Below are 25,297 nucleotides of genomic sequence, written 5' to 3'. Positions count from 1 at the left end.
ACAATGCAGTATTATTATTGGAGTAACGCACCCCAAAGGAGAATAAGATGAAACGTATGAGTCTCGCGGCGGCACTGCTGCTCGGAGGAACCCTGTTCGCCGCACAGGGCATGATGTCCTCTTTCAACGATTTTGACGCGAACGGCGACGGCGTGATCACACAGGCCGAGTTCGAGAACACCCAGCAGGCACGGATGACGAAGCAGGCCGAAAGCGGCAAGATGATGCGTAACGCCGCCAATGCGCCCGCTTTCGGCGACATCGACGCCAACGCTGACGGCAATATCGATGCCACCGAGTTCCGAAACCACCAGATGAACCGGATGCAGCAGCGCCCCGCCGGCATGGGCCAGGGCACCGGTACGGGAATGGGCAAAGCGCAGAACAAGGCGCAGGGCAGAATGATGTCCTCCTTCAACGACTTTGACGCGAACGGTGACGGTGTGATCTCCCAGACCGAGTTCGAAAACGCTCAGCAGGCGCGGATGGCCAAACAGGCCGAAAGCGGCAAGATGATGCGCAATGCCGCCAATGCACCCGCCTTCGGTGACATCGACACCAACGGGGACGGCAGTATCGACGCGAACGAATATAAGAACCACCAGATGAACCGGATGCAGCAGCGTCCTGCCGGTCAGGGTATGGGCAAAGGGATGAAATGCGGCGGCGGTAAGTGCGGCGGGGGAGGCATGGGCGGTCCGAACCGCTAAAGACCTTTAGCGCTGGCGGACGCAGCGCACATGCGCTTCGTCGCAGCGGTCCGTATCGAACATGTGGCCGTTGCCCCAGTAGACGGCCCAGGCATTGATGGGCATTTTACGGTAGATCTCCGAGGTCCAGTAGGCATTGGAGACCGTGTTTTTGAGCCCCACTTTCTTCGCAGCGGCCGCCTTGCGGAGCATTTCAAGTTCCGCCCGCGTCGGCAGGCGCCAGTCGCTGAACCCCTCCAGCTCCAGGTTCGCGCAGTAACTGCGTGCATCTTTCCAGACCGTATCTTTCTTGGCCGCCATCACATTATCCTGCCACTGCAGTTTCGCCGTCGTATCGATGACCGTGTCACCGCTGCGCTTCCAGCCCGCCCAGGCCAACACCGAAACTGCGAGCAGCAAAGAAACCACTCGAATCATTTACCCTCCTTTTCATCACCGGCGCGGCAGCACTTCGCCTGCCGACGCCGCAAGACGTCCCCGTCCTCTCTCACGGGAGCGCTTTTACACATCACATCGTAAACGGATTGTGCGAACGTTTAATAAACACCGCCTACTTGAGGGGCATCAGGGCATAGCCCCGGTTCTGGTACGCAATGGTGTCGATGTAGCTGTTTTCCGAGATGCGAAGATAGGGCAGGACATCTTCACGGTCGATCCCGTTGCCCTCCAGCGCAATGGCGCAGACGACCAGCTCCACCGCTTTGACTTTGGAGAGGCGTTCAAGACTCTCCTGTGCCTTCGTCACATAGAGCACCTCCTCCTCGGGGACGAGGTAATCGGCGCTCTCCGACGCCACCTTGGCGCAGCCGCCGTGCATCGTCACGGCGAAACGGACCGTATCGCCCTGGGCTTCGATCATCTGCTTGGTCTTCTCAATAAGATTGAACCGTGAAAGAATATAGCGCGGGTTCGAAGAGCTGCAGTCGAAGACGGCCTTGTACTCCTGGGCCGATGCCAGGACCGCCAGCAGCGCCGGCAGGGCCAGAAACCGTTTCACTGCCCCAGACCGAAGACGTTGGAGAGGGTATTGATGTAGTTGAAATACCCGGTGATCGCGACGGCCTCGATGATCTGCACGTCGCTGTAACCCAGTGCCTTGAGGGTGTCGATATCCTCCTGCTGCATCTTGTAGTTGTCTTTCTTCGACGCACGGACGCAGAAGCGCAGCAGCGCCTTCTCTTTCTCGTCGGTGCTGATGCTGTCGATCCCCTCGAGGATCTCGGTGATGCGCTCCTCGCTCAGTCCCAGCATCTTCGCGATGTTCTTGTGCACATCGACGCACATCTTGCAGCTGTTCTCCTTGGAGATCAGCAGGGCGATCGCCTCTTTGATGTCGTAGGAGAGCTCCGTCGGCTCCAGCAGGAAGTTCTGCACCATCATATCGGTCGCGAAATAGACCTTCTCGTCCAGTGCCAGCAGTTTGAAAATCTCGCCGAGGCTGCCTGTCTTCTCCAGGATCGGGCGCGCCTTCTCCTGGATTGCCGGGGACATCTCCTCGAATTCGGGTAGTGCTATGTATGCCATCTTCTTCTCCTTTGCGATAATTCTAGTTGAAAAAGCGTTAAGTCGTACTTAACGCTTTCACTTCTCATCGGCCGGGTCGTGGTAGTCGACGGTCGGGATCAGCAGGGCGACGACGAAGAGTACCAGGCTCAGTACGAGTACTATGGTCAGTTCATAGCCGCCCAGCACGTCACTGAGCCGGATCGCTCCGAGGTCCGGCCCCATGAGCTGCTTGATCCAGGGGAAGGTGAGGGTGAACACCGCGCCGCCGACCATCCCGCCGATCACCCCCACCAGCGCATCGATGCGCCCTTCGGAAACGGAGACGAAAAAGGCCGAGGGGCATTTGCCGAGGATCACCAGCCCCATGCCGAACAGCACCGCACCGACCAGCAGCCCGCCCAGCAGGGTCGGTTTCACCTGGTACTCCGCAAAACCGCCCTGCACCAGCGCATAAAAGCCGACTCCCGACAGCGCGACCGTCATCATCGCCATGCGCGGTGCCAGGGTATCCTCGAAGATCATAAAGCCCGCCATCTTCTCGAACTTGTCGAGCCGGCTGTAGAGAATGATCGCCCCGAAACAGAAGCCGATGAAGAGCACCGTCCAGACGGAACCGTGCCCCTGTGCCGCGACGACGTCGAACATATGGGTAATACGCTCCATCATGCGCAGCTCTTTTTGCGTTTATAGAAGAAGCGGCCGGTGATCATGCCGGTGCCCAGGGCGACGACGGTAAAGATCATTCCGCTAACGGCGGTCTGGCTCCCCCCCGAGAGGATATGCCCCGCATTGCAGCCGCCGGCGAGCCGCGCCCCGTAAACGAGCAGGAACCCGGCGATGAAGCTCCAAACCATCCGTGAAGGGACCGAGCTGTTTTTGCGCGCTTTCCACAGCGTCGGGATGGTGCTGATGTGGAAGGTCTTCGTCACGAAGAGCGACATGAAGAGGCCGCCGAAAAAGACGCCGATCAGCATCACCCCCTCCCAGGCGCCCGACGTCTCGATCAGGGCCGTATATTCATGGGTGTCGGCATCAAGGCCGAACAGCACCTCGGAGAGGTAGGCCATGCCCGTCGAGGCACCGATCGGCCGCCCCGCTCCCCATTCGGAAAAGGTAAAAAAGAAGAGCAGGCTCATCAGGATACCGCCGGCCCACCATGGTATTGTACGAGGCATAATAACCCCCTTATTTTGTAAATCGTCAAGTTATACTTTACGTTTTGAATTCTATGCTATAATGCTTAAACTTTCTTGAACAAGGAACACGGTGGAGTATAAGATCTCGGAAGTCGTCGCCAAGACCGGAGTGCCCAAATCGACCATCCTCTACTACATCAAAGAGGGGTTGCTGCCCGAAGCGCGGAAGCTCAAACCCAACGTCCACCGCTATAACGACGAACATGTGGAGCGGCTCCGCTACATCCGGTATATGAAAGAGGAGGTGGGGAGCAGTATCGAGCAGATCAAAGCGGCGCTGGGGAACCCGAACCACTCGCTTTCAAGCTCGCTCTCGATGATCGAGCCGCTCATGAATACGCTCAGCCGTGTGCCCGCCGACGCGGAGCACTATACGCAATCAGCGTTTGTCGAGGCATTCGGGCTGGATGCCGGCGTCGTCGCGCGGCTGATAGAGACGGGGATCCTCCTGCCGACGGGGGAGGCGGACTTTACCCATAAAGACGCGGCCATCGTCAACCTGGTCGCTGCGTTCGAGAGCGTCGGGGTCGCCCCTGATATCCTCAAAGCCTACGCCGAACACGCCAGGGGCCTCGCCGTCCTCGAGCGGCAGATGCAGCAGAGCCTCTGCAGCGCCCGGACCGACGATAACTTCTCGACGCTGTGGAAGATCCTCTTCGAGACCCTCTTTACCGCCAAGCCCTACCTCTTCGACCGGAACACCTACAAGGTCTTCGTCTCCGCCCTCAAAGCGGAGCTGAACGCGGACGATAAGCGTTCATAAGGTTTTCGTACCTGGTCAGTGTGACCGGACCGCCATCGACAATACCTGCAGACCGATATAGAACCAGATCATCGCCCCCGACACGGCGAAGGCCGCCAGACGTTTGCCCGCGGAGAGCCCGTACATGCCCAGGCGGCTGTAGAGGATGACGGCGCTCCAGATGGCGCCCACATAGCCGAAGAGCGAGAAGATGTGGACCCAGCCGTCGCGCATGGATGCCAGCGGCTTCATTGTCTCCGCGCTGCCGATCAGCCAGAACCAGGCGTTGGCGAGGTCGGAGGCGTAGTGGATGAAGAAGAACGACCCCACGTGTGAGAGTGAGCCGATGATCATCATCGGGGCCAGGGCGTAGCTGTTACGGTGCAGGAAACTCGTGAAGGGTTTGCCCACCATCGCCGCGGCGACGGCGAATCCGCCGAATACGAGCACGCCGGTGGCGGCCAGCGCCATGCCCAGCGCCGCAAAACCGACCCAGTCCACGCCCGCAGGCAGGAACGATGCGAGCCACTGCCCCGCCCCGTACCACGGCGTCTGCGTCTTCACCGGTGAGTGCCCGAGGCCGTGATGGAAGTTCATCGTGATCGTAATGATCGCCAGCAGCAGGATATACACATAGGTGTGAATGTTGTGGCGGTCATTCACCTCGCCGAACATCCCCTTGGAAGGCTTCACCAGCTGCAGCGATACCGCTTCGCAGGACTGGGCGCAGTCCATGCAGAGCGTACAGTCGCGCATGGAGTTCTTCTTATCGAAGAGGTAGGGCTGCAATCCCGTCTCGCACGCTTTCGCACAGTCAAAGGTTTGGCATGAATCGCAGGCGTCGCGGTAGGTCTGCAGCCGCACCATCCCCAGTTTCCCGTAACTCTTGGTCACGCTGCCGATCGGGCAGAGGTAGGTACAGTAGGCCATGTTCTTGTAGCGGGAAAAGACAAAGAGCGCCAGCAGGGTCAGCCCGGCAAAGAGCGCCGCGGCGACCCAGGGGGTCTTGAGCGTACCCGGGAAAAGGTAGACCGGCACCCAGTAGGCCGCGATCAGGATCCCCAGCCCGAGACCGCGGTGCTTCATCCACTCGGGTGCCTCTTTTTTCGTACCGAACTTCGAGAGGAAGCGGCCGAGCACGCCGTGGGGACAGACCCCGCAGAAGCCCGGCCCGATCAGCACGATGCTGACGATCATAAAAAAGGGCCAGAAGAGCGACCAGAAAACGGCTGACGTATAGGGGTTCTCCGCCAGGGCCGGATAGCGCAGGCCGAACCAGATCGCGGAGACGAAAAGCAGCGCCGCCACCGTCCGTACGATGAAAAGGACCCGTTTGTTTTTAAACAGTGCCGCCACCAGCGGCCATCCCAGCAAGTCGTTCCTGCTCCGCGTAATATGTTCGACCATCTGCTCCTCCTTTTAGAACGAATAAGTGTAGGTCAGCATCGCGAACTGCGGCATCCCCGGCGTATAGTAGTATTTCGGTGCGCCGTAACCGGTCGTTTTGCTGACCTCTGTTGCGTAGCGCTGGTCGAAGAGGTTGTTGACGTTGAACTGGTAACGGTGGTGTCCGGCCGTATAGGCCAGGCTCAGGTTCGTCACCAGCGTGAAGCCGTCATACTTCTCCGTATTAAGGTCGTCCATGTAGAACGGACCGTAACTGATCCCCTCGATGCGCGCGGAGAGGCTGCCGTCATGGTAACCGGCAAAGAGTGAATACTGGTAGTCGGGGATGTAGCGCTGCTTGTTGCCCGAATAATCCACCCCGCTGTCGACGTAATCGTCGTAGCGGTAATCGTACCAGGAGCCGCTCGCACCGAGATCGGTCGTGTCGGTGACAAAATAGTTGAGGCTCAGCTCTGCCCCCAGGCGCGTCGTCTTACCGGCATTGGTATAGTAGGTCGTATTATCCGCCCCTTTGACCGCCACGATCTCGTCGCTCACGTCGTTGTAGTAGAGCGAAAGGTCCATGCTCCAGTCGCGGCTTCGCTGTTTCATCCCCACCTCGTAGTTGATCGAGGTGGAGGATTTGAGCGACGGCGAGCTGCCGTAGGAGAGGTTGGCCCGCACTTCGCTGTCCGTCGGCGCCTGGTTTGCCGCCGCCACGAGACCGTAGAGGTTCATCGTCTCCGTCAGCGCGTAGGTCGCGCCGATCTTCGGCGAGAAGAGGTCATAGGACTCGGCGATGCTGTAATCGCCTTCGCCCGTCGTATAGTTACCGTCGGCATAGTCGTAGGCCAGGTACTCCGTTCCGTCGATGTCGAAAGAGAGGTGGTCATAGCGCAGCCCGATATCGACAAGCAGTTTCTCCGCAGGCGCAAAGCTCTCCTGCACGTAGAAGCCGTAGAGTGTGCTCGTGCCGTCCTCGACCCCTGCCAGGTCCCCCTTCTCATCCGAGGTCACCTTGATAATACGTGTGCTCGGTCCCGGAACGTCGATATAGTCGCGGTAGGTGTACTTTTTGCTGTCCCGGCGGATATCGCTGCGCGCCGTCAGGCCGAAAACGAGGGAAGCGTCACGGTCGAAGAGCGTATGCTTCGCCTCAAACGCGAGGTCCGTCCCGACGACGTAGTTGTCCGGCGCGTCGTTGATCATCCCCGTGACCGGGTGGTAGTGTCCCCATTTGGTGAAATAGGCCTGCGGTTTGAAGGTGAGGTCGCCGAAGCTCTTCTCATACTGGACGTTGAAGAAGTAGGTATCGGAGTAGCGGCCGCTCTGCTGCCAGGCGCCGTTGGTATTCGTCGTCTCTCCCGTCTCTTTGTAGGCGGCGAACTCGTCGGCGCTGAGGGACTGGGGCAGCTGCAGGTTCGCTTCGGTGTAGGCGAACTCCATCTGCAGCGAGGCGTCATCCTCGAAGAGGTGGCCGTATTTCAGGCTCGCCTGGGTCGTGTCGAAGTCGTTCCAGTCACGCCAGCTGTTACTGGACTGGCGCCGGGAGACGCTGACGCCGACATAGTTGCTCTCATCGATCGCAAAGGAGCCTTTGACGTTGGCATTGAAGGTGTCAAAGGTCCCGTACCCGATCTTGACACGGTTGTTGTCGGTGTCGAAAACGGATTTGGACTTGATAAAGACGACGCCCCCGCTGGCATTGGCTGCCGCGATCGAACCCGGCCCTTTGAAGACCTCGACACTCTCCATGTCGTCCACATCGATGAAGTCCATCCGGGTAAAGCTGTCGGGGTCCGTCATCGGGACGCCGTCGCGCATGACCATGATCTCCCGGATGCCGTAGCGTGCCTTCAGGCCCGCACCGCGGATGATCAGGCGGCTGTCGTAGCCGTTGTTCTTGCTCATCGTGATCACCCCAGGGACCGTCTCGATGGCATCTTTGACGTTGAGTACGTTGCGGTCCTCGATCTCCTCGTTGTCGACGACCGAAACGCTCTGCGGTACCTCTTTGGTCTCGCGTTCAAATTTTGTCGCGGTCACGCTCACGGCATCCAGGGAGTACTCTTCCGCTCCCATCAGCATCGTGAGTGCCGCCGGGATGCTCAACAAAATCCCTTTTTTCATACACACTCCTTAAATACGATATGTAATATTATTAAAAGAGTGTTACCTAAGTGTTAAGTGGAGAAAAGCCCTGCTGCGCGGCATTCAATAGGAATGATCCTTGTAAACAATAATAAAGGATTCTAATAAATATCATTTCATTTTTTAAAACGGTGTACGTTTTTATTATCGGCGCCACACTTCCCCCTGTCACAGCGGATATTTAACGCGATTCACGCTATGATTATTGAAACCACCCTACAGGAGACGATCATGCCCAGTCACAAAAACCGCGAACATCTCGAAGCGATCCGCGACAATATCGCCGCCTCCCCGGAACTCAGCGACGCCGAAAAGAGCGACGGCGTCAAACTCGTCGAAGAGTGGATCGCCGAAGACAAGGGCTTCGGCCTGCTTTATGACGCCCTCGTCGGCCTCTCCTCCAAGTTCGACCCGCTGCTCAAGGAGCTGGGGCTCGACTAGGCCCGGAGATCGGTTTAACCCCCGGACGCTATACTGTCGCCACTCAAAAGGGGGATGCGTATGAAACATTTTTTGGTTCTGATACTGCTTGGCCTGCAGCTCGTCGCGGCCGAACCGTTCTGGCAGCAGGTGGTTGCCGTCGAAGCCGAGCTTTACGCGCCGAACAACGACGCGAATGATTCCGAAGCTGCCGGTGTCGATGCAAAGCTCGACGCCTTTGCTGCGTTAATCACCGCCCTGAAAGCAGCCCCCTACAGCGTTGAAAACCCCGTCAACCCCTTTTTCCACCCCTCCAATGCGGATGCACAGCTCTACCGACTCTCGGCCAAGATCCGCGTGAACCGCGAACAGGGGAACAGTCTGGCCGAAACCCGCGACCGCCTCGCCGTCGAGACACTGAAGCTGCAGCAGCGCATCTTTGTCTTTTTTGCCTCCCTCGCGGCGGAGTGGACCACCCTCGATACGGAGGCGCTCGGCAAACGGGTCCAGGAGGAGATCGACCAGCTCCGGGAGAGCCGTATTGAAGAGGAGATCCGCACCGCCGACGCCGTCACAGAGGAGGGGGAGATCGCCGATGCCCTGCGCACCAATGCCGCGGCGCTGCAGACACACTATCTTTTCTACAAGGAGCTGCTGGACTACCTCCAGCTCCACCCCCAGAGCCTCCAGTACCGCTCGCTGCTGCAGCGCATCAAGCTCGACAGCCTGCTGACGCTGCTCAATGACAACGCCGTTGCCGCCGAGATCAACACGGGCCTGCGCTATGTCAACACCGATGTCGGCCGCCTTACGCTCTTCGCCGCCAGCCTGCTGATCGCATGGATGGTCGCCGCCCTGCTCTACTACCGCGTTTACCGGCTGATGCAGCACCTCATCACCCGCAAGCAAGACCTCACGGACGAGATGATGCTCAACAATATCGAGAGCATCCGACGGCCGCTCTTTGTCATGATCCTCGCCTACGGCCTGCAGGTGGGGCTGGAGATCCTCAAACACCCGAGCAGCTCCGAGGAGGAGAGCACCCTCTTCTTCTTTGTCTACCTGGCGACGTTCAGCTACATCGTCATCCGCCTGGTCGACAACCTCTTCTACCACTTCCTGCACCAGCGCACGGCACTCAAAAACCGGCAGATGCGCAGCGAACTGGTCAACCTCATCCTCTCGATCATCAAGATCGTTATCATCATCACCGCCCTGCTCTTCTTCCTGGTGCATATCGGCGTCAACATCACCGGCCTCGTCGCCTCGCTCGGTATCGGGGGCCTGGCGGTCGCCCTCGCGGCCAAAGATACGCTGAGCAACTTCTTCGGCCTGCTCAAGATCCTTTCGGACAACGCCTTCTCCCAGGGCGACTGGATCCAGGCGGGGGACGTCGAAGGGACCGTCGTCGAGATCGGCTTCATCAGCACCGATATCCGCACCTTCGACAACGCCCTCATCACCGTGCCGAACGAAAAACTCGCCAACGTCCCGCTCAAGAACTACAACCGCCGCAAGGTCGGCCGCCGCATCAAGATGCACGTCGGCGTCACCTACGGTTCGGACAGGGAAGCCCTGGCCAGGGCCATCGACGCCATTCGCCAGATGCTGCTCGAACACCCCGATACCGTCGTGCCGGGCGAATATGACACCGAAATGTACAACCGCCTCAAAAAGCGCGAAAAACGTCTCATCTCCGTCGAGGACAAATTCGGCATCAAGACGAGCCTCATGGTCTACCTCGACCAGCTCTCTGCCTCGTCGATGGATATCCTCATCTACACCTTTACCAATACCGTCAACTGGGAGGAGTGGCTCAGTATCAAACAGGACATCATCTTCAAGATCTGGGAGATCCTCGACGCGAACGGCCTCGAATTCGCCTTCCCGTCACAGTCGCTCTACTTTGACAAAGATAACATTCGTGATACGGTGGAGCCCATGTTCAAAAATCAACCGGAAAAATAACCCTCGCCAACAAAAAAGGGACTATAATATGGGCAATCATGTAATGAGGAGACCCCCATGGCCCACCCCGACGCCGGCACCCAGGCCACCGATGCCCAGTTGATCGACCTGACCGATCTGATCGCCCGATACTACGAGCTCAAACCCGACCCGTCCGAAGCGACGCAGCGGGTCGCCTTCGGGACGTCCGGTCACCGGGGAAGCTCCCTCAAGTCCAGTTTCAACGAAGACCACATCCTCGCCATCACCCAGGCCGTCTGCGAATACCGTAAAAGCGCAGGCATCACCGGGCCGCTCTTTATCGGCCGCGACACCCACGCCCTCTCCGACCCGGCCCAGATGACCGCCCTGCGCGTCTGCGCCGCCAACGAGATCCAGGTACGCATCGCCGGGGAGGAGGATGTCTTCACCCCGACGCCGGTGCTCTCCTTCACCATCCTCGAATACAACAAGAGCCACGCCGACAAGGCCGACGGCATCGTCATCACCCCGTCGCACAACCCGCCGACCGACGGCGGCTTCAAGTACAACACCCCCAACGGCGGTCCCGCGGACACCGACGTCACCTCCGTGATCGAGAAACGCGCCAACGAGATCCTCGAACACCGCCTCGAAGAGGTGCATGCCCTCAGCCTCGAGACGGCGATGGCCAGCGAGTACGTCGAGACCTGTGACTTCATCACCCCCTATGTCGAAGCCCTCCCGCAGATCGTCAACATCGACGCCATCAAAGCGGCGAAACTGCGCATCGGTGTCGACCCGATGGGCGGGACGGCCCTGCCCGTCTACCGCAAGATCAACAAGCTGCTCGACCTGAACCTGCTCCTTGTCAACGAGAAGGTCGATCCCCAGTTTGCCTTTATGACCCTCGACCACGACGGCAAGATCCGCATGGACTGCTCCTCGCCCTACGCCATGGCCTCCATGATCAAACTGCGCGACAAGTACGACATCGCCTTCGGCAACGACGCCGATGCCGACCGCCACGGCATCGTCACGCCGCACAGCGGGCTGATGAACCCCAACCACTACCTCAGTGTCGCCATCTGGTACCTCTTCACCCACCGTCGGAAAAAGGGCGTGCTCTCTTTCATCCCCTTTGTCGAAGGCAAAGCGTGGAAAGACACCGACATGGGCATCGGAAAAACCGCGGTATCAAGCTCGATGATCGACCGTATTGCCGGCAGCCTCGGCGCGAAACTCTATGAGGTCCCCGTGGGCTTCAAATGGTTCGTCGGCGGCCTTTACGGAGGCGACCTCGCCTTCGGCGGCGAAGAGAGTGCGGGGGCGAGCTTCCTGCGGATGGATTCGACCCCGTGGAGCACCGACAAGGACGGCATCATCATGAACCTCCTGGCCGCCGAAATCCGCGCCGTCACCGGCAAGGACCCCGGGGCCATCTACGAAGGCTTCGAAGCGGAGTTCGGCCAATCCTTCTACGCCCGGATCGACGCCGTCGCGGACCCGGCACAGAAAGCGAAACTCAAAGCGATCAAGCCCGAGGACATCACCGCCGAGACCCTCGCCGGCGAACCGATCGTGCAGCGCTTCAGCAACGCCCCCGGCAACAATGCCGCCCTGGGCGGGCTGAAGCTCGTCACCGAGAACGGCTGGGCCGCCATGCGCCCCTCGGGCACGGAGGATATCTACAAGATCTATGCCGAAAGCTTTATCTCTGAGACCCATCTCAAACGGATCCAGGAGGAGGCCCAGGCGATCCTCTCGGACTTCTTCGCCAGATAGATGCCCCGCTACGACCGACTGAAAGCCATCGCCCAGGAGGCGGGCAGCCTCTTTCTTGAGGGGTACCACGCCCCCAAAGAGGTGCGCTACAAGAGCGACATCGACCTCGTCACCCCGTACGACGTCGCCGTCGAGGAGCTGCTCAAAGCCAAGCTGGCCGAGGCCTTCCCAGACCACACCCTCGTCGGCGAGGAGAGCAGTGATGATCACACCTTCCCGGACAAAGCGATCTACATCGACCCCATCGACGGCACGACGAACTTCGTGCACGGCATCCCCTTCTGCGCCATCTCCATCGGGATCTGGGAAGCGCAGCAGCCCGTCGCCGGCTGCGTCTACAACCCCGTCCTCGACGAGCTCTTCTATGCCGAAAAGGGCAAGGGTGCCACGCTCAACGGCGAACCCATCCGCGTCGATGCCGAAGCCGACAGCCTGCCACGGGCACTGATCGCGACGGGGTTCCCCTACACCAAGATCGAGCAGGGCGGCGACTACGAATGGGTGCTGCGCACCATGCGCAGCATGCTCCCCTATACCCGCGACATCCGCCGCCTCGGCTCCGCGGCCCTGGACCTCTGCTACACGGCCAAAGGCACCTTCGCAGGCTTTTACGAGATCAACCTCAAACCCTGGGACGTCGCGGCGGGGATCCTGATCGTTCTCGAAGCCGGCGGTACGGTCAGCGGCTGTGACGGCAGCCCCTATACGCTTGATCAGCGCATTATCGTCACCACCAACGGGAAGATCCACGACGCGCTGGTGGCGAAACTGGAGACAGCCCCCACAACGTAGCCGCCTTTGCGCTACAATGACACTATACCAACCCAGGAACCGGCCATGGACGGCATCAGTGTCAAGATCAACCCGCTGCACCTTGAAGACCTCCGCAACGAACACCACCCCTCCTTGTTCGACGAAAACCCCGACTACGATATGCTGATTGTGCGCCTGCCGGTGATCGGCAACGGCGTCCAGATCGTCTCGACCGGTTTCATCCTGACCCCGGCGGGCAGCTACCGGTTCGACAGGGCGCATAACAACTTTGAAACGCTGGAGAGCCGTTTTGAAGGGCCCCACCGCATCATCGACCCGATGATCGACCGCCTGCTCAAAGGATTCGGCAGCTACCAGGAGCGTGTCGCGGACATGGAAGAGCGGCTCTACGCGGACAGGGCCGAGGCCGATTTCATGACCCAGTGGCTGGGACTGAAGCGCGATATCCTCCGGATCGAACGGGTACTGGCGCGCACCACCGTCGTCCTTGCGGAGGTGACAGAGCATTACGAACCGCTGGAACGCTTCCCCGTCGACCACTACGCCGACCTGCACGAGCACACCGACCGCCTCTTGCGTGCCGCGCTGCACCAACTCTCCAAGCTCGATTACATCTACAACTTCCACAACGCCCGCACCAACGAGAAGATGAACCGGCTGATCTACCTGCTCACCGTTATCTCGGCGATCTTCCTGCCCCTCAATCTTGTCGTCGGCTTCTTCGGGATGAATACGGGCGGGCTCCCTTTTGCGGACACCCCTTCCGGTACCGTGAATGCCGTTATCCTGATGGCCTCCCTCTTGCTGGTGACATCGGTCGGACTGCTGCTGTGGCACCGGCGGCGGGTCACGCAACACCATTGACAGGAGCCCGACAATGCGCATACTGCTACTGATTTTCCTGCTGTTGGGCACCCTTCAGGCCGCCGACGTCAACGCCACCCTCTATGAGAGCAGCGACAAACCTGCCCTCTACAAGGCCCTGCGCCTCCAGATCGATGCGGCACAGGCCGCAGGGAGCCTGACCCCCACCCAGGCCGACGCGGAGCGGGCCGAACTGGAGCGGCTGCGCCGTGCAGCAACCCAGACCCCCGCACCCGAAGAGAAGCCCGAAGCCCTCCTGTCACAAACCGGCCCGACGCTGGAGCAGGGGTATGCGGCCCTGTCGGCGGCGGCCCTGGCCTCCGTCAAGCAAGAGAGTACGGATCGCAAACTGCGCGACATCCAGTCCAAGCTCACCTTCTTGAAGCAGACGATCGAACAGCTCACCGCCGAGGCGAAGTTTCAACTGCGCGCCTACCAGCTCCAGTTCGCCTACTACAAGGTCCAGCAGCAGAATCTCGAAACGAGGCGGGAGCGCCTCGAACGCTACGGCAAAGCCGTGGCCGACACCCTCTCAAAACGGCTCAAAGAGATCCGCTGCACGGATGCCGACCTGCCATCAACGGTGGAAGCGGCCGGGCATGAAATCGACAAAAGCCTGCAGCGCAAGCTCGCCGCCGAAATCGCCCTGGAAGGGGCCGAACTGGAGGAGAACGCAGACAGTGCACGCCTGACCGCGGCCCTGGAGAAAGCGGGTAAGGAGTACAGCAAAGCGCTGCAGGCCAAGCTGGAATCGGCCGCCAAACTGGCGCTGTGCATGCTCATCGAAGCGAAGAACGAACCTTTTTTCACCCTGCTCGATACCATGGATGAAGACGCCGCGCGGCTCTCCGGGGAGGTACGCAGCCTTTTCCGCGCCCAGAATGCGCAGCTGCGCGCGCTCGCCAAGGCGCACTTCGGGGTAACGGCCCTTGTCGTCGGCGACACCCTCCACGAAACGAAAGCGCTGCTGCAGCGCGCCGGCGATACCCTGACCGCCCCGCTCTTCATCTTTAACGAACGCCCCATCAGCATCCTCAGCCTCATCAAGGCGCTGACGATCCTGGTCGCAGGCTTCTTCCTGGGCGCGTTCTACAAGCGTTGGATCGCGCGACTGGCACGGCGCTGGCCGGACATGAGCCAGATGTCGATGCGCCTGGCGTCGAACATCGGCTACTACCTCATCGTCTTCATTGCCGTTATCATCGCCATGGGAAGCCTCGGCATCGACATGACCTCGATCTCCCTTATCGCCGGCGCCCTCTCCATCGGGGTCGGTTTCGGGCTGCAGACGGTCGTCTCCAACTTTATCGCGGGGATCATTCTGATGTTCGAGCGTACGATCCGCATCGGGGACACCATCGAGATCAGCGACGTCCTGCGCGGACGCGTCACCGACATGCGCATCCGCTCCACGACGGTCAAGACCTTCGACAACATCGACATCGTCGTCCCCAACTCCTCTTTCATCCAGAACAACGTCATCAACTGGACCCTCGAGGATGCGACCCGGCGCATCCACATCCCCTTCGGCGTCGCCTACGGCACGGAGGTCGATGCGGTGAAAAAGGCGGTGCTTGAAGAGCTGAAAGAGAGCAGCCTCACCTACATCCGGCACGATCCCGAAAAACAGCCCGAGGTCTGGATGGTCAATATGAACAGCAGCAGTGTCGATTTCGAGCTGATCGTCTGGGTGGAGTGGGCCAACAAGAACCGCCCCAGCGCGCTGCGTTCGGACTTCCTTATCCTGATCTACAACGCCCTGAACAAACACGGCATCCAGATCCCCTTCCCGCAGCTCGACCTCTACGTCAAACAGCTGCCCAGGGACGGTCTGTAGCGCGTCAGCGGCGCAGGGTCGCGATCAGGCGCTTGTCGTTGAGCAGCAGCCCCAGCGCCTCGCCGATCTGCTTGCAGACGATATCGCTCGCCATCAGGGTCGCCGTGGCGCACCCCTCGTCCCCGACGAGGGCGATGCCGAGCCCCGCCGCTTTGAGCATCTGCGCATCGTTACCGCCGTTGCCGACCGCCGCGCAGTGCGGGGCGCCGAGCTCCCAGATATACGCCGCTTTCTCCCCCGTGTGGTCGCTGCTGTGCAGCACCTTGACGGTGGCGTCAAACGCCTCCAGCGCTTTGGCCACGGTCCCGAAGGTGTCGGAGGTGATGACATGCACGTCGTAACGCGCGCAGAGCGGCCCCAGCAGCGCGGCCGCCTCCGGTGTCAGCGCCCCGTCCAGGGCGAGCGTCCCGTTATAATCGAGAACGACGTGGCGCAGCTGCAGCGTCGCGTAGTGGGGGATGTCAATGACGGTTTCATTCGGCATAAGCGTTCCTTTTGCAGCATCATACCATGAGGCCTCTAAAGTGCGTTCTTATCGAAAGAGGACTATGATTCGGAAAAAGCGAAAAGGCCACGCATGGATGACATCCGACTGACCCAATACAGCCACGGCGCCGGCTGCGGCTGCAAGATCTCTCCCAAGCAGCTTGACAATATCCTCCAGAGCGCCCGCGAAAACATCAGCTACCCCGCCCTGCTGGTGGGCAACGCCAGCAACGATGACGCGGCGGCCTTTGACCTGGGCAACGGCACATCCGTCCTCTCCACGACGGACTTCTTCATGCCCATCGTCGACGACCCCTTCACCTTCGGGCGCATCGCGGCGACCAACGCCATCAGCGACATCTACGCCATGGGCGGCAAACCGCTGATGGCCATCTCCATCTTCGGCTGGCCCATCGCCAAACTGCCTGACGAAGTCGCCCGCGAGGTGATCGAAGGGGGGCGTTCCGTCTGCGAAGCGGCGGGTATCCCCCTCGCCGGAGGGCACAGTATCGACTCCCCCGAACCCATCTTCGGGCTGGCTGTCACCGGGATCGTCGACAACGAGCACCTCAAGCGTAACAACGGGGCCGAAGCGGGCTGCGAACTCTTCCTGACCAAGCCGATCGGCATCGGGATCCTCACCACCGCACAGAAGCAGGGCAAGATCGCCGAAGGGGACATCGACCCGGCCGTCGAGGCGATGACGACGCTCAACGCCATCGGCGCCGCCATCGCCCATATGGAAGGGGTCACCGCCGTCACCGACGTCACCGGCTTCGGGCTGCTGGGGCACCTGGCCGAGATGTGTGAGGGGAGCGGCATCGGTGCTATCGTCCGCTTTGACGATGTACCGCTGCTGCCGAAGGTCAAGGCGTACCTCGCCATGGAGTGCGTCCCGGGCGGTACCCGCCGCAACTTCCAGAGCTACGGCCACAAGATCGGCCCGATGACCCCGGAGCAGCAGGATATCCTCTGCGACGCCCAGACCTCCGGCGGGCTGCTCTGCGCCGTGCGCAAAGAGGCCGTCGCCGACTTCCTGGCCCTCGCCGAAGCAGAGGGACTGCACCTCGAAAGCATCGGCGAAACCGTCGAACGCGGCACAAACGTCATCGATGTCGTCTGACCTCCCGATCGGCTTCCTCGACGAGATCGAGGCGATCAAACGCAAGAACCTCCCCCTCACCGACGCCTTCCGCAGTATCGTCCTGGAGGGACGCCCCCTCATCGACGTGCGGGCCCCCGTCGAATTCGAAAAGGGCGCCTTCCCCGGCGCCGTCAACCTGCCGCTGATGACCGACGAGGAGCGCCATCTGATCGGCATCCGCTACAAAGAAGCCGGCAATGCGGAGGCCGTGGCCCTGGGCAAACAGCTCGTCGGACCGCACAAGCATGAACGCATTGAAGCCTGGGCTGACTTTGTCAAGGCGCACCCCGACGCCTGGCTCTACTGCTTCCGGGGCGGCCAGCGCTCCCAGATCGCCCAGGCGTGGCTGGAAGAGGCGGGGGTCTCCCTGCCCCGCCTCAAGGGGGGGTACAAGGCTTTCCGGAATTTTCTGATGGCGGAGAGCGAACGCATCAGCGCAGAGGCCGACACCCTCATTATCAGCGGCCGTACCGGGACGGGCAAAACCCTGCTGATCCACCAACTGGCAAACGCCGTCGACCTCGAAGCGCTCGCCAACCACCGCGGCTCCTCCTTCGGGCGGCACATCACGCCCCAGCCCTCCCAGATCAACTTTGAAGACCGCCTCGCCTATGCCCTGATCCGCCATGAGGCAGCGCACCACCGCAACCTCGTCATCGAACACGAGAGCCATAACGTCGGGCGGGTCTACATCCCCAAACCGGTCTATGACAACTTCCTCGAAGGGGGGCTCATCCTCCTGACCGCCACGATGGACGAGCGGGTAGATATCACCTTCGACGAATACGTCACCCACGCCCTGGAAGAGTACCGGATCATGTTCGCCGAGCAGCCGGAACGGCACTGGTTCGACGACGCCAACGCGGGGATAGACCGGATCAAACGGCGCCTCGGCGATGAGCGTTTCCGGCAGATCAAACAGCTCTTTGCCGGCGCTTTCGCTGAACAGCTCCGCAGCGGGGAGACCGAGCAGCACAAACCGTGGATCAGGATGCTGCTGCGCGACTACTACGACCCCATGTATGACTACCAGATCGCCAAAAGCCCCATCCCCGTCCTCTTCCGCGGCAACGCCGGCGAGGTGATCGACTATGTCCGCAGCCGTGAAGATCGACGCTGACATCACACGCTTCGGCAAACGCCTCCAGGACACCGCCGTCGGCGCGAACGTCGCCAACTTCTATGCCGCAAAACGCACCAACACTCAGCGGCACAACCTGCAGTGCTATCTGCAGCAGCTGCGCGCCCTGGAACCCGCCCTGCTGCTCGTCGGCGAAGCCCCGGGCTACAACGGCTGCCGTCTGACGGGTATCCCCTTCAGCTCCGAAGCCCTCGTCGCCGAAGGCGTACTTGACGGCCTCCTCTTTACGGCGCGGCACGGCTACCGCGTCGCCAGGCCCCCCTACACCCGGGAACAGAGCGCGGGGACCGTCTGGGAAGTGCTGCAGCGCCACCGTACCGCCGCACTCTGCTGGAACGCCTTCTGTTTTCACCCCCATGCCGCGGGCAGTCCCGACTCCAACCGCAAGCCGACAAACAAAGAGATCGAGAGCGCGGCCCCCTTCCTGCGCCGTCTGCTGGAGCTTTTTCCCTCCGTGACCACGGTCGTCGCCGTCGGCAACAGCGCGGAAGAGGCCCTGAAACGGCTACAGATCCCCCATATCAAGGTCCGCCACCCCGCCCGGGGCGGCAAACCCGCTTTTGTTGCCGGGATGGACGCACTGCTCGCATGCCGCTGACGCCTGCACCCTTTTATATCGGCATCGACCTCGCCTGGGCGGAGGGCAACCCCAGCGGCGTGGCCGTCATCGATGCAGAGGCCCGGTTCGTCGCCTACCGTTATGCCGACACGGTCGAAGCGATCCTCGACATCGTCCGTGCCTATCCGGGATGCCGCGTCGGCGTCGACGCCCCGATGATCATCCCCAACGCCACCGGACACCGGCCCAACGAGCGGCAGTTCCTCAAAACCTTTGCCCGCTACGGACTCGGGATGCACGCCGTCAACACGCAGCTGTTTGAAAAACGTTTTAAACGTTATGCGGGGTTTACCCTCTATGAAGGGCTCCAGGCGGAGGGGATCGCTTTTGAAAACGGCACCCTTTTCGAGGTCTATCCCCACGCCACGATTCTGGTACGTTTCAATGCAGGAAAAGTGCTGCGCTACAAAGCATCCGCACCCAGAGCCGAACGTCTGCAGGCGATGGCCAGGCTGCAAACGGTCCTGTGTGAAGTTATAACCCTGCCAAACAGCCTTAAAACATCTCTGGGTACGCTCCGCGGAAAAGCCCTCAAAGCCGAGGAGGATTTTCTCGACAGCCTCGTCTGCGCCTATACGCTCTATGACGCGACCATGAGGGAATCGCTGCAGTTCGGGGATGCAGAGTGCGGGGTGCTGCTGACACCGCCGCCGGGGGGAGAAAAAGTTACTCCGTCGTAAAAAGGGTGCCCGAGGTCTGTTCGCCGTCGAGCAGGTAGTTGCGCGCGGCGGTGAGGTCGAAGCCGTTACACAAAAACATGTCGATGCCGCGCTGCATCACGAAATCGGCGGCTTTCAGTTTGGTCACGATACCGCCCGTCGCAAAAAAGCTGTTGGGCGATGCGTCGTCGAGCAGCTCGCCGGGGGTGAGCAGCGTGACCTTTTTGCGCAGCTGCGCATCCGCGTTTTCTTTGGGGTTCATGTCGTAATACCCCTCGATATCGCTGAGAATGATCAGCTGTTCCGCCCCGATCGCAAAGGCGACGTTGGCGGAGAGCTGGTCATTATCTCCGAAAAGCTGGTCGGGCGTCGAGGTGATGTCGTTCTCGTTGACAATGGGCAGGATGTCGTTTTGAAGGTGGGCGTCGATGATCTCCTGGAACATCCGCGTGCGTTTGCGGGAGTCGAAATCATCCTCGGTCAGAAGGATCTGGGCCGTGTCGATGTCGTAGATATCGAACTTCTTTTTATAGCTGGTCATCAAAATGGGCTGGCCCGCCGCGGCCAGCGCCTTCTTGCCGATCTGCTTGCGCTTGTCGAGTTTGAGGGCGGAGTAACCCGCCGCCACGGCGCCCGAACTGACCAGAACGACATCATACGTTTTTTTCAACTCGGCGATAAAGGAGACGAGGTTGAGCATCCGCTCCTTCGCGATATTGTTGTTTTCAGTCAGTACGGCGGTCCCGACTTTGAGTACGATACGTTTCATTGTCCTCTTTCTATAGCGTTTTTGTTCATGTTAGCACACTGTTTGAATGGCTCAAAGGCTCTAAAGTAGCAGAAAATCGTAAAAAATGCAAAATCAGCTCTGCAGCAACAGCAGAAACTGCGCCCCGTAGCGCTCGAATTTCACCTCGCCGACGCCGCCCACTTCGAGCATCTGCGCCTTCGTCTGCGGCCGCATAGCCGCCATCTCCTTGAGGGTCTTGTCCCCGAAGACGACATAGGGCGGCACCCCGTGTTCCTGGGCGATCTCGAACCGCAGCGCCCGCAGCGCCTCGAACAGCTCCGTATCGTAGTCGAAACTTTCCGGCGCCGCCTTGTTGACGGTCTTGGCCCGGACGTTGAGACGGTCGGCACGGATGAGGACCGGCACCTCGCCTTTGAGCACGGCCAGACCCTCCCGGGTCAAAAAGAGGCCGTGGTGCGCGTTGAGGTCCACGGCGCCTATCTCGAGCATCCGGTCGATCAGCACGAGCCACTGCTTTTTGTTCAGGGCCTCGCCGACCCCGTAGACGGAGAGCTCGTCATGGCCGTTGGCGAGCACCTTCTGCTCCCGCGAGCCGCGCAGGACGTCGACGAGGTAGCTTTTGCCGAACCGCTGCCCCGTGCGGTAAACGCAGGAGAGGAGCATCTGCGCCTCGGTCGTGATATCGCGCCTGTCGTACTCGGGCTCCAGGCAGTTGTCGCAGTGCGTTCCGCAGGGGGCGATGCGGTCACCGAAATACTCGGCGAGCTGCTGGTGGCGGCAGGTCTCGGCCGAGGCGTAGCGGTGCACGGCGCCGAGCTTCTGCATCAGGTGCGCCTTGTACTGCTCGTCCTCGTTCATCTCGACGAACCGCTTCTGCTGGATCAGGTCCTGGGCCCCGAAGAGCATGACGACGTCGGCATGGTCGCCGTCACGCCCCGCCCGGCCGATCTCCTGGTAGTAGTTCTCAACGGTCTTGGGGAGGCTCATGTGAAAAACGTAACGGATATTGCTCTTGTCAATGCCCATCCCAAACGCGATCGTCGCGACGATGATCCGGACCCGGTCATGAACAAAATCGTGAAAGACGGCGTTGCGCTGCTCTGTCGGCATCCCGGCGTGGTACGCGGCGGCGGCATACCCTTTCTGCCGGAGAAAGTGCGCGACGGCCTCGACGCTCTTGCGTGAAAACGCGTAGACGATCCCGCTCTCCTCTTTGTGGTCGTCGAGGAAATCGCGGAGCTGATCGTACCCGTCCTTGATGCGGTGCCGGACGGTGATCTGGAGATTGTCGCGGTAGATCTGCCCCTGCAGGAGTTTGGGGTCGTTCAGGCGCAGCTGGCGCAGGATGTCATCGCGCACGTGCGCCGTCGCCGTCGCGGTAAATGCGGCGATGGCGATCCCGGGGAAGTAGTCCCGCAGCATGGAAAGGGCGCGGTAATCGGCGCGGAACTCGTGCCCCCACTCGCTGATACAGTGCGCCTCGTCGATAACGAAGTAATTGAGCCTTATCGAGGAAAGGATGTTGCGCATCCCCTCCGTGTTGAGGCGTTCGGGGGAGAGGTAGAGGAAGTCGATCTCCCCGGCGTAAAGCCGCCGTACGATCTCGCCGCTCTCCTCCGCCGTCTGCATCGAGGAGAGCATCTCCGCGCGCATCCCCTGGGCTTTCAGGCTCTGGACCTGGTCATGCATGAGGGCGAGCAGCGGGGAGATGACGACGGTCGTCCCCTCCATCAGCAGGGCGGGCAGCTGGTAAGAGAGCGATTTTCCGCCGCCGGTCGGCAGGATCATCAACAGGTCGCGGCCGGCGAGGATGGCATCGACGGCCTCCTCCTGCAGCGGGCGGAAAGCGTTATGGCCGAAACGGTCTTTAAGGACGGAATATTTATCGGTAGTGTGATCGGGCATGGCAAAACTTTTTCACATCATAGCCAAATCGCGGCGGCAACGTGAAAAAAGCGGCAGCAGTGTCATCCGCAGAGCGCGGATGAGACCTTACATATCGTGGGTGGAGGCGTATTCGGGACTACAGAAGATACCGCAGTGGCATTTGCCCTCTTCGGGGACTTCATGCTCAATGGCGGGTTTGCAGGGGCAGATGCGGTCGTCGGCGCTTTTGTGTTTGCCGTTCTCGTCTTCGAGAACCATGAAACAGGGACAGAAGCGCTTCCCGTAGAGCATCTTGTGACGGGCCAGCCCCATCAGGACCCCCTCGTTGACGTCATGATTAGGGTTGTAGACCCATCCGAACTGGGCGTTGACTTTATCGGTAAATTTTTTCGTTTTCTCGAGTTCGGCGAGGAACTCCGGTGAACTCATATCGACCATCTGCATCATCGGTTCCTTGTTGTTTCGGGGCGTATAACCCCCGTTTTTGGTTCCCACAAGTATAGAGGGACGCGACTTAAAGGCAAGAAACCCTTTTCCCGAATCGGGAATCCGTAAGGTTGATGTGTCACCGTTTGAAATACCCCGCCGGCGCCGAAACCCTTTTTTGGCACGCCGAACGCCCTCCGCGGCGGCGAAATTTTGCTTAACGGAAAGGGCGATACGGAACGCTTTGTGCACACATGCGACGCAAAAATGATGCCAACATAAAGCTTTCGAAGCAGAAATCATTTACACGTTTGGGTTGAACCGAAAGGGAATATACTGTCGCTATGAAACCGGAAATCATTATCGTAGGGGCGGGCCTGAACGGTCTGCTGCTGGCCTATCTGCTGCAGGGACGCTACCGCGTCACCCTGCTCGAAGCGCGGCCGCGCATCGGCGGCAGGATCCTCACCGTCGAGGAGGCGGGGGAGCGTTTCGACCTCGGGCCGACCTGGGTCTGGCCCCACCAGCACCACATACGGCACCTCATCGATGCCCTGGGGCTTACCCTCTTCCGCCACTATGATCAGGGCGCCTTCGCCTATGACGCCCCCGAGGGCGTACAGTATTTCCGCACCGGGCAAAACGCCCCCTCCTACAGGATCGAAGGGGGTGCAGGCAAGCTGACCTCCTCCCTGGCCGGGCGCCTCACAAACGTCGACATCAGGCTGGAGAGCCCCGTACACACGATCGTCTCGGACAACGATGGCGTCACCGTCCACACCGAAAAAGAATCACTGCACGCCGCACACTGCATCGTCACCCTCCCCCCGCGCCTCTGTGCCGATACCATTGCCTTCGAACCCCCGCTGGCAGCGCCGGTGCGTGAAAAGATGCTCGCCATCCCGACCTGGATGGGCTTCGCTTCCAAGTGTATCGTCACCTATGCCGAACCCTTCTGGCGTGCGCGGGGGCTCAGCGGATTTGCCACCAGCCACCGCGGCCCCCTCTCCGAAGTCCATGACGCTTCAAGCCAGAACAAGGGGGCGCTTTTCGGCTTTTACCATACCCGTTCCGCCGACGATGCCCAGCCCGAACGTGTCATCGAACAGCTCGCCCGTCTTTTCGGGGACGAGGCACGCGGGTATGAGGTTTTCCGCTATCACAACTGGCGCAGCGACCCCTATACCTCCATCCCTGCCGACCGCGAGCCCCTCGACGCCCACCCCCGTTACGGGATGGAAGCGGCCGCCTCGGAACGCGTACGCTTCTGCGGGACGGAGACCTCCCATGAGGAGGGTGGCTACCTCGAGGGTGCCGTCATCGCCGCGATGCGGCTGGCCAAAACCCTGCTGGAGGCCTGACCGGCGACCGTCCAGAGAAACGGCCGGCATCCATCCCCTGCGCCAACGATTTGGTCTCACCCATGTAACAACGCAGAAACATGTCTGTAAAAAACCTTGTTTTTTTCAAAAATTATATTTTTTAAACCCCATTTCAATTAAACCCACTTTCTCCCCGGAAATTCCATTTTTTATAGAAATATGCAAATTATTCACATAATTACCCATTCATTTTACTCCACCAATAGACTATTATGCAATAAAAAAGTGTCACGGGCAGGCCTGCGCTTTTTTTGAATTTTTTATAACCTTTTTCAGGAGAACATATGAAAACATCATTTCGTTTGGCACTGGCAGCCGTCGCGGCCCTCGGGGCAACTTCCACATGGGCGACCAACGGCGACCATCTGATCGGTCTCGGGGCCAAAGCACGCGGCATGGGCGGTATCGGCATCGGGCTCGGCCACGGGGCGGAATCGGCGCTGGCCAACCCCGCGATGATTACCGAAGTCCCGGCTACGGAGATCTCTTTTGGCGGCACCATCTTCATGCCGGATGTCAAATATGACGGCGGGGCCGGTTACCGGCAGAGCGATGCCGACTTTAATGTCATTCCGGAAGTATCGATCGCGGCCAAGATCAATGACAACGTCTACCTCGGCGTCGGGATGTGGGGGACCGGGGGTATGGGAACCGACTACCGCGAAGACACCTCCGGGACAACGATGCAGATGGTCACGAACCTGCAGCTGATGCAGTTCGGGGTCCCGCTGGCATATACCTCCCACGGAGTGAGCGTCGGTGTGACGGCGATCGTCCAGTACGGGGCGTTGGATATCAACTATAACAACGGGAGCACCGTCGGGTCGGGGATCGCCCAGGATATCGCGCTGGGCTACACCCTGGGGGCGTCATACGACCTCGGCGAAGCCGGCGTGCAGGGTGCCAAGCTGGGCCTCGTCTACAAATCCGCCATCACCATGGATTACAAAGACCAGCTGACGAATGCCACGGCGCCGTTCGCCTCCGCGGGCGTTACCGGCATCTCTTCCGAGCTGGAGCAGCCGGCCGAATACGGTGCGGGCCTCTCCTACACCGTCGGCGGCCATACCGCGGCGTTCGACTATAAGCGCATCGCCTGGAGCGACGCCAAAGGGTACAAAGATTTCGGCTGGAAAGATCAGGACGTCTTTATGATCGGGTATCAGTTCACCTCCGAACTGGGGCAGCTCAGAGCAGGATACAACTACGCGAAGAGCCCGATCAAAGAGCTTGACTGGATGAGCAACGGCGGCGCGGCACTGAACATGTTCAACCTGCTCGGCTTCCCGGCCACGGTGGAACAGCACTTCACTGTGGGGGGGACCTATCACTTCAATGAGACGCTCGCGTGCGATGTCGCCTTCGCCTATGCGCCGGAAACGGAGGAACGGTTCACCTCCGCCAATATCTCAGGCCCTTACGAAATCGGCTCGAAACACAGCCAGTCGAGCGTCAGCATACAGGTGACCTACGCCTTCTAATCCCCGCCGCAAAAAGCCTCCCGG

At 60.2% G+C, this 25,297-nt stretch carries 25 protein-coding genes; 14 read left to right on the top strand and 11 right to left on the bottom strand.

Annotated features, from left to right (window positions below):
- Positions 1–47 precede the first annotated feature (47 nt).
- Positions 48–710, top strand: a complete 663-nt coding sequence (locus ACXWTF_RS00540) for an EF-hand domain-containing protein (protein WP_461713100.1) — start codon at positions 48–50, stop codon at positions 708–710.
- 6 nt (positions 711–716) lie between these two features.
- On the opposite strand, the gene ACXWTF_RS00535 is transcribed toward ACXWTF_RS00540, so the two are convergent.
- From ACXWTF_RS00535 to ACXWTF_RS00515, 5 genes are all read right to left on the bottom strand, one after another.
- Positions 717–1,127, bottom strand: a complete 411-nt coding sequence (locus ACXWTF_RS00535; protein ID WP_461713099.1) for an Lcl C-terminal domain-containing protein — start codon at positions 1,125–1,127, stop codon at positions 717–719.
- A gap of 133 nt (positions 1,128–1,260) precedes the next feature.
- Positions 1,261–1,707 (bottom strand): DsrE family protein, encoded by a 447-nt coding sequence (locus tag ACXWTF_RS00530; protein WP_461713098.1) that lies wholly within the window; start codon positions 1,705–1,707, stop codon positions 1,261–1,263.
- Positions 1,704–2,234, bottom strand: a complete 531-nt coding sequence (locus tag ACXWTF_RS00525; protein ID WP_461713097.1) for a carboxymuconolactone decarboxylase family protein — start codon at positions 2,232–2,234, stop codon at positions 1,704–1,706. Before ACXWTF_RS00525 ends, ACXWTF_RS00530 begins: the two co-directional genes overlap by 4 nt.
- Before the next feature lie 57 nt (positions 2,235–2,291).
- On the bottom strand, positions 2,292–2,882 hold the full coding sequence (locus tag ACXWTF_RS00520) for a YeeE/YedE thiosulfate transporter family protein (RefSeq protein WP_461713096.1): 591 nt from the start codon (positions 2,880–2,882) through the stop codon (positions 2,292–2,294).
- On the bottom strand, positions 2,879–3,391 hold the full coding sequence (locus ACXWTF_RS00515; RefSeq protein ID WP_461713095.1) for a YeeE/YedE thiosulfate transporter family protein: 513 nt from the start codon (positions 3,389–3,391) through the stop codon (positions 2,879–2,881). Before ACXWTF_RS00515 ends, ACXWTF_RS00520 begins: the two co-directional genes overlap by 4 nt.
- Before the next feature lie 91 nt (positions 3,392–3,482).
- On the opposite strand from ACXWTF_RS00515, the gene ACXWTF_RS00510 reads away from it, so the two are divergent.
- A complete protein-coding gene (locus tag ACXWTF_RS00510; RefSeq protein WP_461713094.1) occupies positions 3,483–4,175 on the top strand; it encodes a MerR family transcriptional regulator in 693 nt (230 codons plus the stop codon).
- A gap of 15 nt (positions 4,176–4,190) precedes the next feature.
- On the opposite strand, the gene ACXWTF_RS00505 is transcribed toward ACXWTF_RS00510, so the two are convergent.
- The gene (locus tag ACXWTF_RS00505; protein ID WP_461713093.1) at positions 4,191–5,561 is read right to left on the bottom strand and encodes a 4Fe-4S binding protein; all 1,371 of its coding nucleotides are present in this window, start codon (positions 5,559–5,561) and stop codon (positions 4,191–4,193) included.
- A 12-nt stretch (positions 5,562–5,573) separates the two neighbouring features.
- Positions 5,574–7,670 (bottom strand): TonB-dependent receptor, encoded by a 2,097-nt coding sequence (locus ACXWTF_RS00500; RefSeq protein WP_461713092.1) that lies wholly within the window; start codon positions 7,668–7,670, stop codon positions 5,574–5,576.
- A 252-nt stretch (positions 7,671–7,922) separates the two neighbouring features.
- On the opposite strand from ACXWTF_RS00500, the gene ACXWTF_RS00495 reads away from it, so the two are divergent.
- Genes ACXWTF_RS00495 through ACXWTF_RS00470 form a run of 6 tightly spaced genes read left to right on the top strand, consistent with a single transcriptional unit; the run spans position 7,923 to position 15,297 of the window.
- Positions 7,923–8,132 carry a hypothetical protein gene (locus ACXWTF_RS00495; RefSeq protein ID WP_345970209.1) on the top strand — a complete coding sequence of 70 codons (210 nt, stop codon included), beginning with the start codon at positions 7,923–7,925 and terminating at the stop codon, positions 8,130–8,132.
- Positions 8,133–8,192: 60 nt separating this feature from the next.
- Positions 8,193–10,079 (top strand): mechanosensitive ion channel family protein, encoded by a 1,887-nt coding sequence (locus ACXWTF_RS00490; protein ID WP_461713091.1) that lies wholly within the window; start codon positions 8,193–8,195, stop codon positions 10,077–10,079.
- Between the two features lie 57 nt (positions 10,080–10,136).
- The gene (pgm, locus tag ACXWTF_RS00485) at positions 10,137–11,822 is read left to right on the top strand and encodes a phosphoglucomutase (alpha-D-glucose-1,6-bisphosphate-dependent) (RefSeq protein WP_461713090.1); all 1,686 of its coding nucleotides are present in this window, start codon (positions 10,137–10,139) and stop codon (positions 11,820–11,822) included.
- Positions 11,823–12,614: an inositol monophosphatase family protein gene (locus ACXWTF_RS00480; RefSeq protein WP_461713089.1), complete on the top strand. Its 792-nt coding sequence runs from the start codon at positions 11,823–11,825 to the stop codon at positions 12,612–12,614.
- 45 nt (positions 12,615–12,659) lie between these two features.
- Positions 12,660–13,460 (top strand): CorA family divalent cation transporter, encoded by an 801-nt coding sequence (locus ACXWTF_RS00475; protein WP_461713088.1) that lies wholly within the window; start codon positions 12,660–12,662, stop codon positions 13,458–13,460.
- Positions 13,461–13,473: 13 nt separating this feature from the next.
- Positions 13,474–15,297, top strand: coding sequence for a mechanosensitive ion channel domain-containing protein (locus ACXWTF_RS00470; protein WP_461713087.1), 1,824 nt, complete (start codon positions 13,474–13,476; stop codon positions 15,295–15,297).
- 4 nt (positions 15,298–15,301) lie between these two features.
- Here ACXWTF_RS00470 and ACXWTF_RS00465 read toward each other — a convergent pair whose 3' ends face one another.
- Positions 15,302–15,781, bottom strand: coding sequence for an HAD family hydrolase (locus tag ACXWTF_RS00465; protein WP_461713086.1), 480 nt, complete (start codon positions 15,779–15,781; stop codon positions 15,302–15,304).
- Between the two features lie 93 nt (positions 15,782–15,874).
- Between ACXWTF_RS00465 and selD the strand changes: the two genes are divergently transcribed.
- The 4 genes from selD to ACXWTF_RS00445 are packed head-to-tail and all read left to right on the top strand — an operon-like array spanning position 15,875 to position 19,367.
- Positions 15,875–16,906 carry a selenide, water dikinase SelD gene (selD, locus tag ACXWTF_RS00460; RefSeq protein WP_461713085.1) on the top strand — a complete coding sequence of 344 codons (1,032 nt, stop codon included), beginning with the start codon at positions 15,875–15,877 and terminating at the stop codon, positions 16,904–16,906.
- Positions 16,896–18,047: a tRNA 2-selenouridine(34) synthase MnmH gene (gene mnmH, locus ACXWTF_RS00455; RefSeq protein ID WP_461713084.1), complete on the top strand. Its 1,152-nt coding sequence runs from the start codon at positions 16,896–16,898 to the stop codon at positions 18,045–18,047. Before selD ends, mnmH begins: the two co-directional genes overlap by 11 nt.
- Entirely contained in the window at positions 18,019–18,666 is a 648-nt protein-coding gene (locus ACXWTF_RS00450; protein ID WP_461713083.1) for a uracil-DNA glycosylase, read from the top strand. Before mnmH ends, ACXWTF_RS00450 begins: the two co-directional genes overlap by 29 nt.
- Positions 18,657–19,367, top strand: a complete 711-nt coding sequence (locus ACXWTF_RS00445; protein ID WP_461713082.1) for a DUF429 domain-containing protein — start codon at positions 18,657–18,659, stop codon at positions 19,365–19,367. The genes ACXWTF_RS00450 and ACXWTF_RS00445 overlap by 10 nt, the downstream gene beginning before the upstream one ends.
- Here the strand turns inward: ACXWTF_RS00445 and proB are convergent.
- The 3 genes from proB to ACXWTF_RS00430 form a co-directional block, all read right to left on the bottom strand.
- Positions 19,354–20,115: a glutamate 5-kinase gene (gene proB, locus ACXWTF_RS00440; RefSeq protein WP_461713081.1), complete on the bottom strand. Its 762-nt coding sequence runs from the start codon at positions 20,113–20,115 to the stop codon at positions 19,354–19,356. The two genes, ACXWTF_RS00445 and proB, sit on opposite strands and share 14 nt — an antisense overlap.
- A gap of 93 nt (positions 20,116–20,208) precedes the next feature.
- Positions 20,209–22,002 carry a DNA helicase RecQ gene (gene recQ, locus ACXWTF_RS00435; RefSeq protein ID WP_461713080.1) on the bottom strand — a complete coding sequence of 598 codons (1,794 nt, stop codon included), beginning with the start codon at positions 22,000–22,002 and terminating at the stop codon, positions 20,209–20,211.
- Positions 22,003–22,089: 87 nt separating this feature from the next.
- Positions 22,090–22,428, bottom strand: coding sequence for a ferredoxin-thioredoxin reductase catalytic domain-containing protein (locus ACXWTF_RS00430; protein ID WP_461713079.1), 339 nt, complete (start codon positions 22,426–22,428; stop codon positions 22,090–22,092).
- 326 nt (positions 22,429–22,754) lie between these two features.
- On the opposite strand from ACXWTF_RS00430, the gene ACXWTF_RS00425 reads away from it, so the two are divergent.
- Both ACXWTF_RS00425 and ACXWTF_RS00420 read left to right on the top strand, forming a co-directional pair.
- The gene (locus tag ACXWTF_RS00425) at positions 22,755–23,771 is read left to right on the top strand and encodes a flavin monoamine oxidase family protein (protein WP_461713078.1); all 1,017 of its coding nucleotides are present in this window, start codon (positions 22,755–22,757) and stop codon (positions 23,769–23,771) included.
- Between the two features lie 305 nt (positions 23,772–24,076).
- Positions 24,077–25,273, top strand: coding sequence for an OmpP1/FadL family transporter (locus tag ACXWTF_RS00420; protein ID WP_461713077.1), 1,197 nt, complete (start codon positions 24,077–24,079; stop codon positions 25,271–25,273).
- Positions 25,274–25,297 lie beyond the last annotated feature (24 nt).

The organism is Thiomicrolovo sp. ZZH C-3 (assembly GCF_054862725.1).
The sequence above is the reverse complement of the archived record's forward strand: the minus strand, read 5'-3'. Positions and strand labels throughout refer to the sequence as shown.

Coding starts and splice junctions, on each gene's coding strand:
- ACXWTF_RS00540 (WP_461713100.1), top strand. CDS start 48: ATGAAACGTATGAGTCTCGCGGCGGCACTGCTGCTCGGAGGAACCCTG.
- ACXWTF_RS00535 (WP_461713099.1), bottom strand. CDS start 1,127: ATGATTCGAGTGGTTTCTTTGCTGCTCGCAGTTTCGGTGTTGGCCTGG.
- ACXWTF_RS00525 (WP_461713097.1), bottom strand. CDS start 2,234: ATGGCATACATAGCACTACCCGAATTCGAGGAGATGTCCCCGGCAATC.
- ACXWTF_RS00520 (WP_461713096.1), bottom strand. CDS start 2,882: ATGATGGAGCGTATTACCCATATGTTCGACGTCGTCGCGGCACAGGGG.
- ACXWTF_RS00515 (WP_461713095.1), bottom strand. CDS start 3,391: ATGCCTCGTACAATACCATGGTGGGCCGGCGGTATCCTGATGAGCCTG.
- ACXWTF_RS00505 (WP_461713093.1), bottom strand. CDS start 5,561: ATGGTCGAACATATTACGCGGAGCAGGAACGACTTGCTGGGATGGCCG.
- ACXWTF_RS00500 (WP_461713092.1), bottom strand. CDS start 7,670: ATGAAAAAAGGGATTTTGTTGAGCATCCCGGCGGCACTCACGATGCTG.
- ACXWTF_RS00495 (WP_345970209.1), top strand. CDS start 7,923: ATGCCCAGTCACAAAAACCGCGAACATCTCGAAGCGATCCGCGACAAT.
- ACXWTF_RS00490 (WP_461713091.1), top strand. CDS start 8,193: ATGAAACATTTTTTGGTTCTGATACTGCTTGGCCTGCAGCTCGTCGCG.
- pgm (WP_461713090.1), top strand. CDS start 10,137: ATGGCCCACCCCGACGCCGGCACCCAGGCCACCGATGCCCAGTTGATC.
- ACXWTF_RS00480 (WP_461713089.1), top strand. CDS start 11,823: ATGCCCCGCTACGACCGACTGAAAGCCATCGCCCAGGAGGCGGGCAGC.
- ACXWTF_RS00475 (WP_461713088.1), top strand. CDS start 12,660: ATGGACGGCATCAGTGTCAAGATCAACCCGCTGCACCTTGAAGACCTC.
- ACXWTF_RS00470 (WP_461713087.1), top strand. CDS start 13,474: ATGCGCATACTGCTACTGATTTTCCTGCTGTTGGGCACCCTTCAGGCC.
- ACXWTF_RS00465 (WP_461713086.1), bottom strand. CDS start 15,781: ATGCCGAATGAAACCGTCATTGACATCCCCCACTACGCGACGCTGCAG.
- selD (WP_461713085.1), top strand. CDS start 15,875: ATGGATGACATCCGACTGACCCAATACAGCCACGGCGCCGGCTGCGGC.
- mnmH (WP_461713084.1), top strand. CDS start 16,896: ATGTCGTCTGACCTCCCGATCGGCTTCCTCGACGAGATCGAGGCGATC.
- ACXWTF_RS00450 (WP_461713083.1), top strand. CDS start 18,019: ATGTCCGCAGCCGTGAAGATCGACGCTGACATCACACGCTTCGGCAAA.
- ACXWTF_RS00445 (WP_461713082.1), top strand. CDS start 18,657: ATGCCGCTGACGCCTGCACCCTTTTATATCGGCATCGACCTCGCCTGG.
- proB (WP_461713081.1), bottom strand. CDS start 20,115: ATGAAACGTATCGTACTCAAAGTCGGGACCGCCGTACTGACTGAAAAC.
- recQ (WP_461713080.1), bottom strand. CDS start 22,002: ATGCCCGATCACACTACCGATAAATATTCCGTCCTTAAAGACCGTTTC.
- ACXWTF_RS00430 (WP_461713079.1), bottom strand. CDS start 22,428: ATGCAGATGGTCGATATGAGTTCACCGGAGTTCCTCGCCGAACTCGAG.
- ACXWTF_RS00425 (WP_461713078.1), top strand. CDS start 22,755: ATGAAACCGGAAATCATTATCGTAGGGGCGGGCCTGAACGGTCTGCTG.
- ACXWTF_RS00420 (WP_461713077.1), top strand. CDS start 24,077: ATGAAAACATCATTTCGTTTGGCACTGGCAGCCGTCGCGGCCCTCGGG.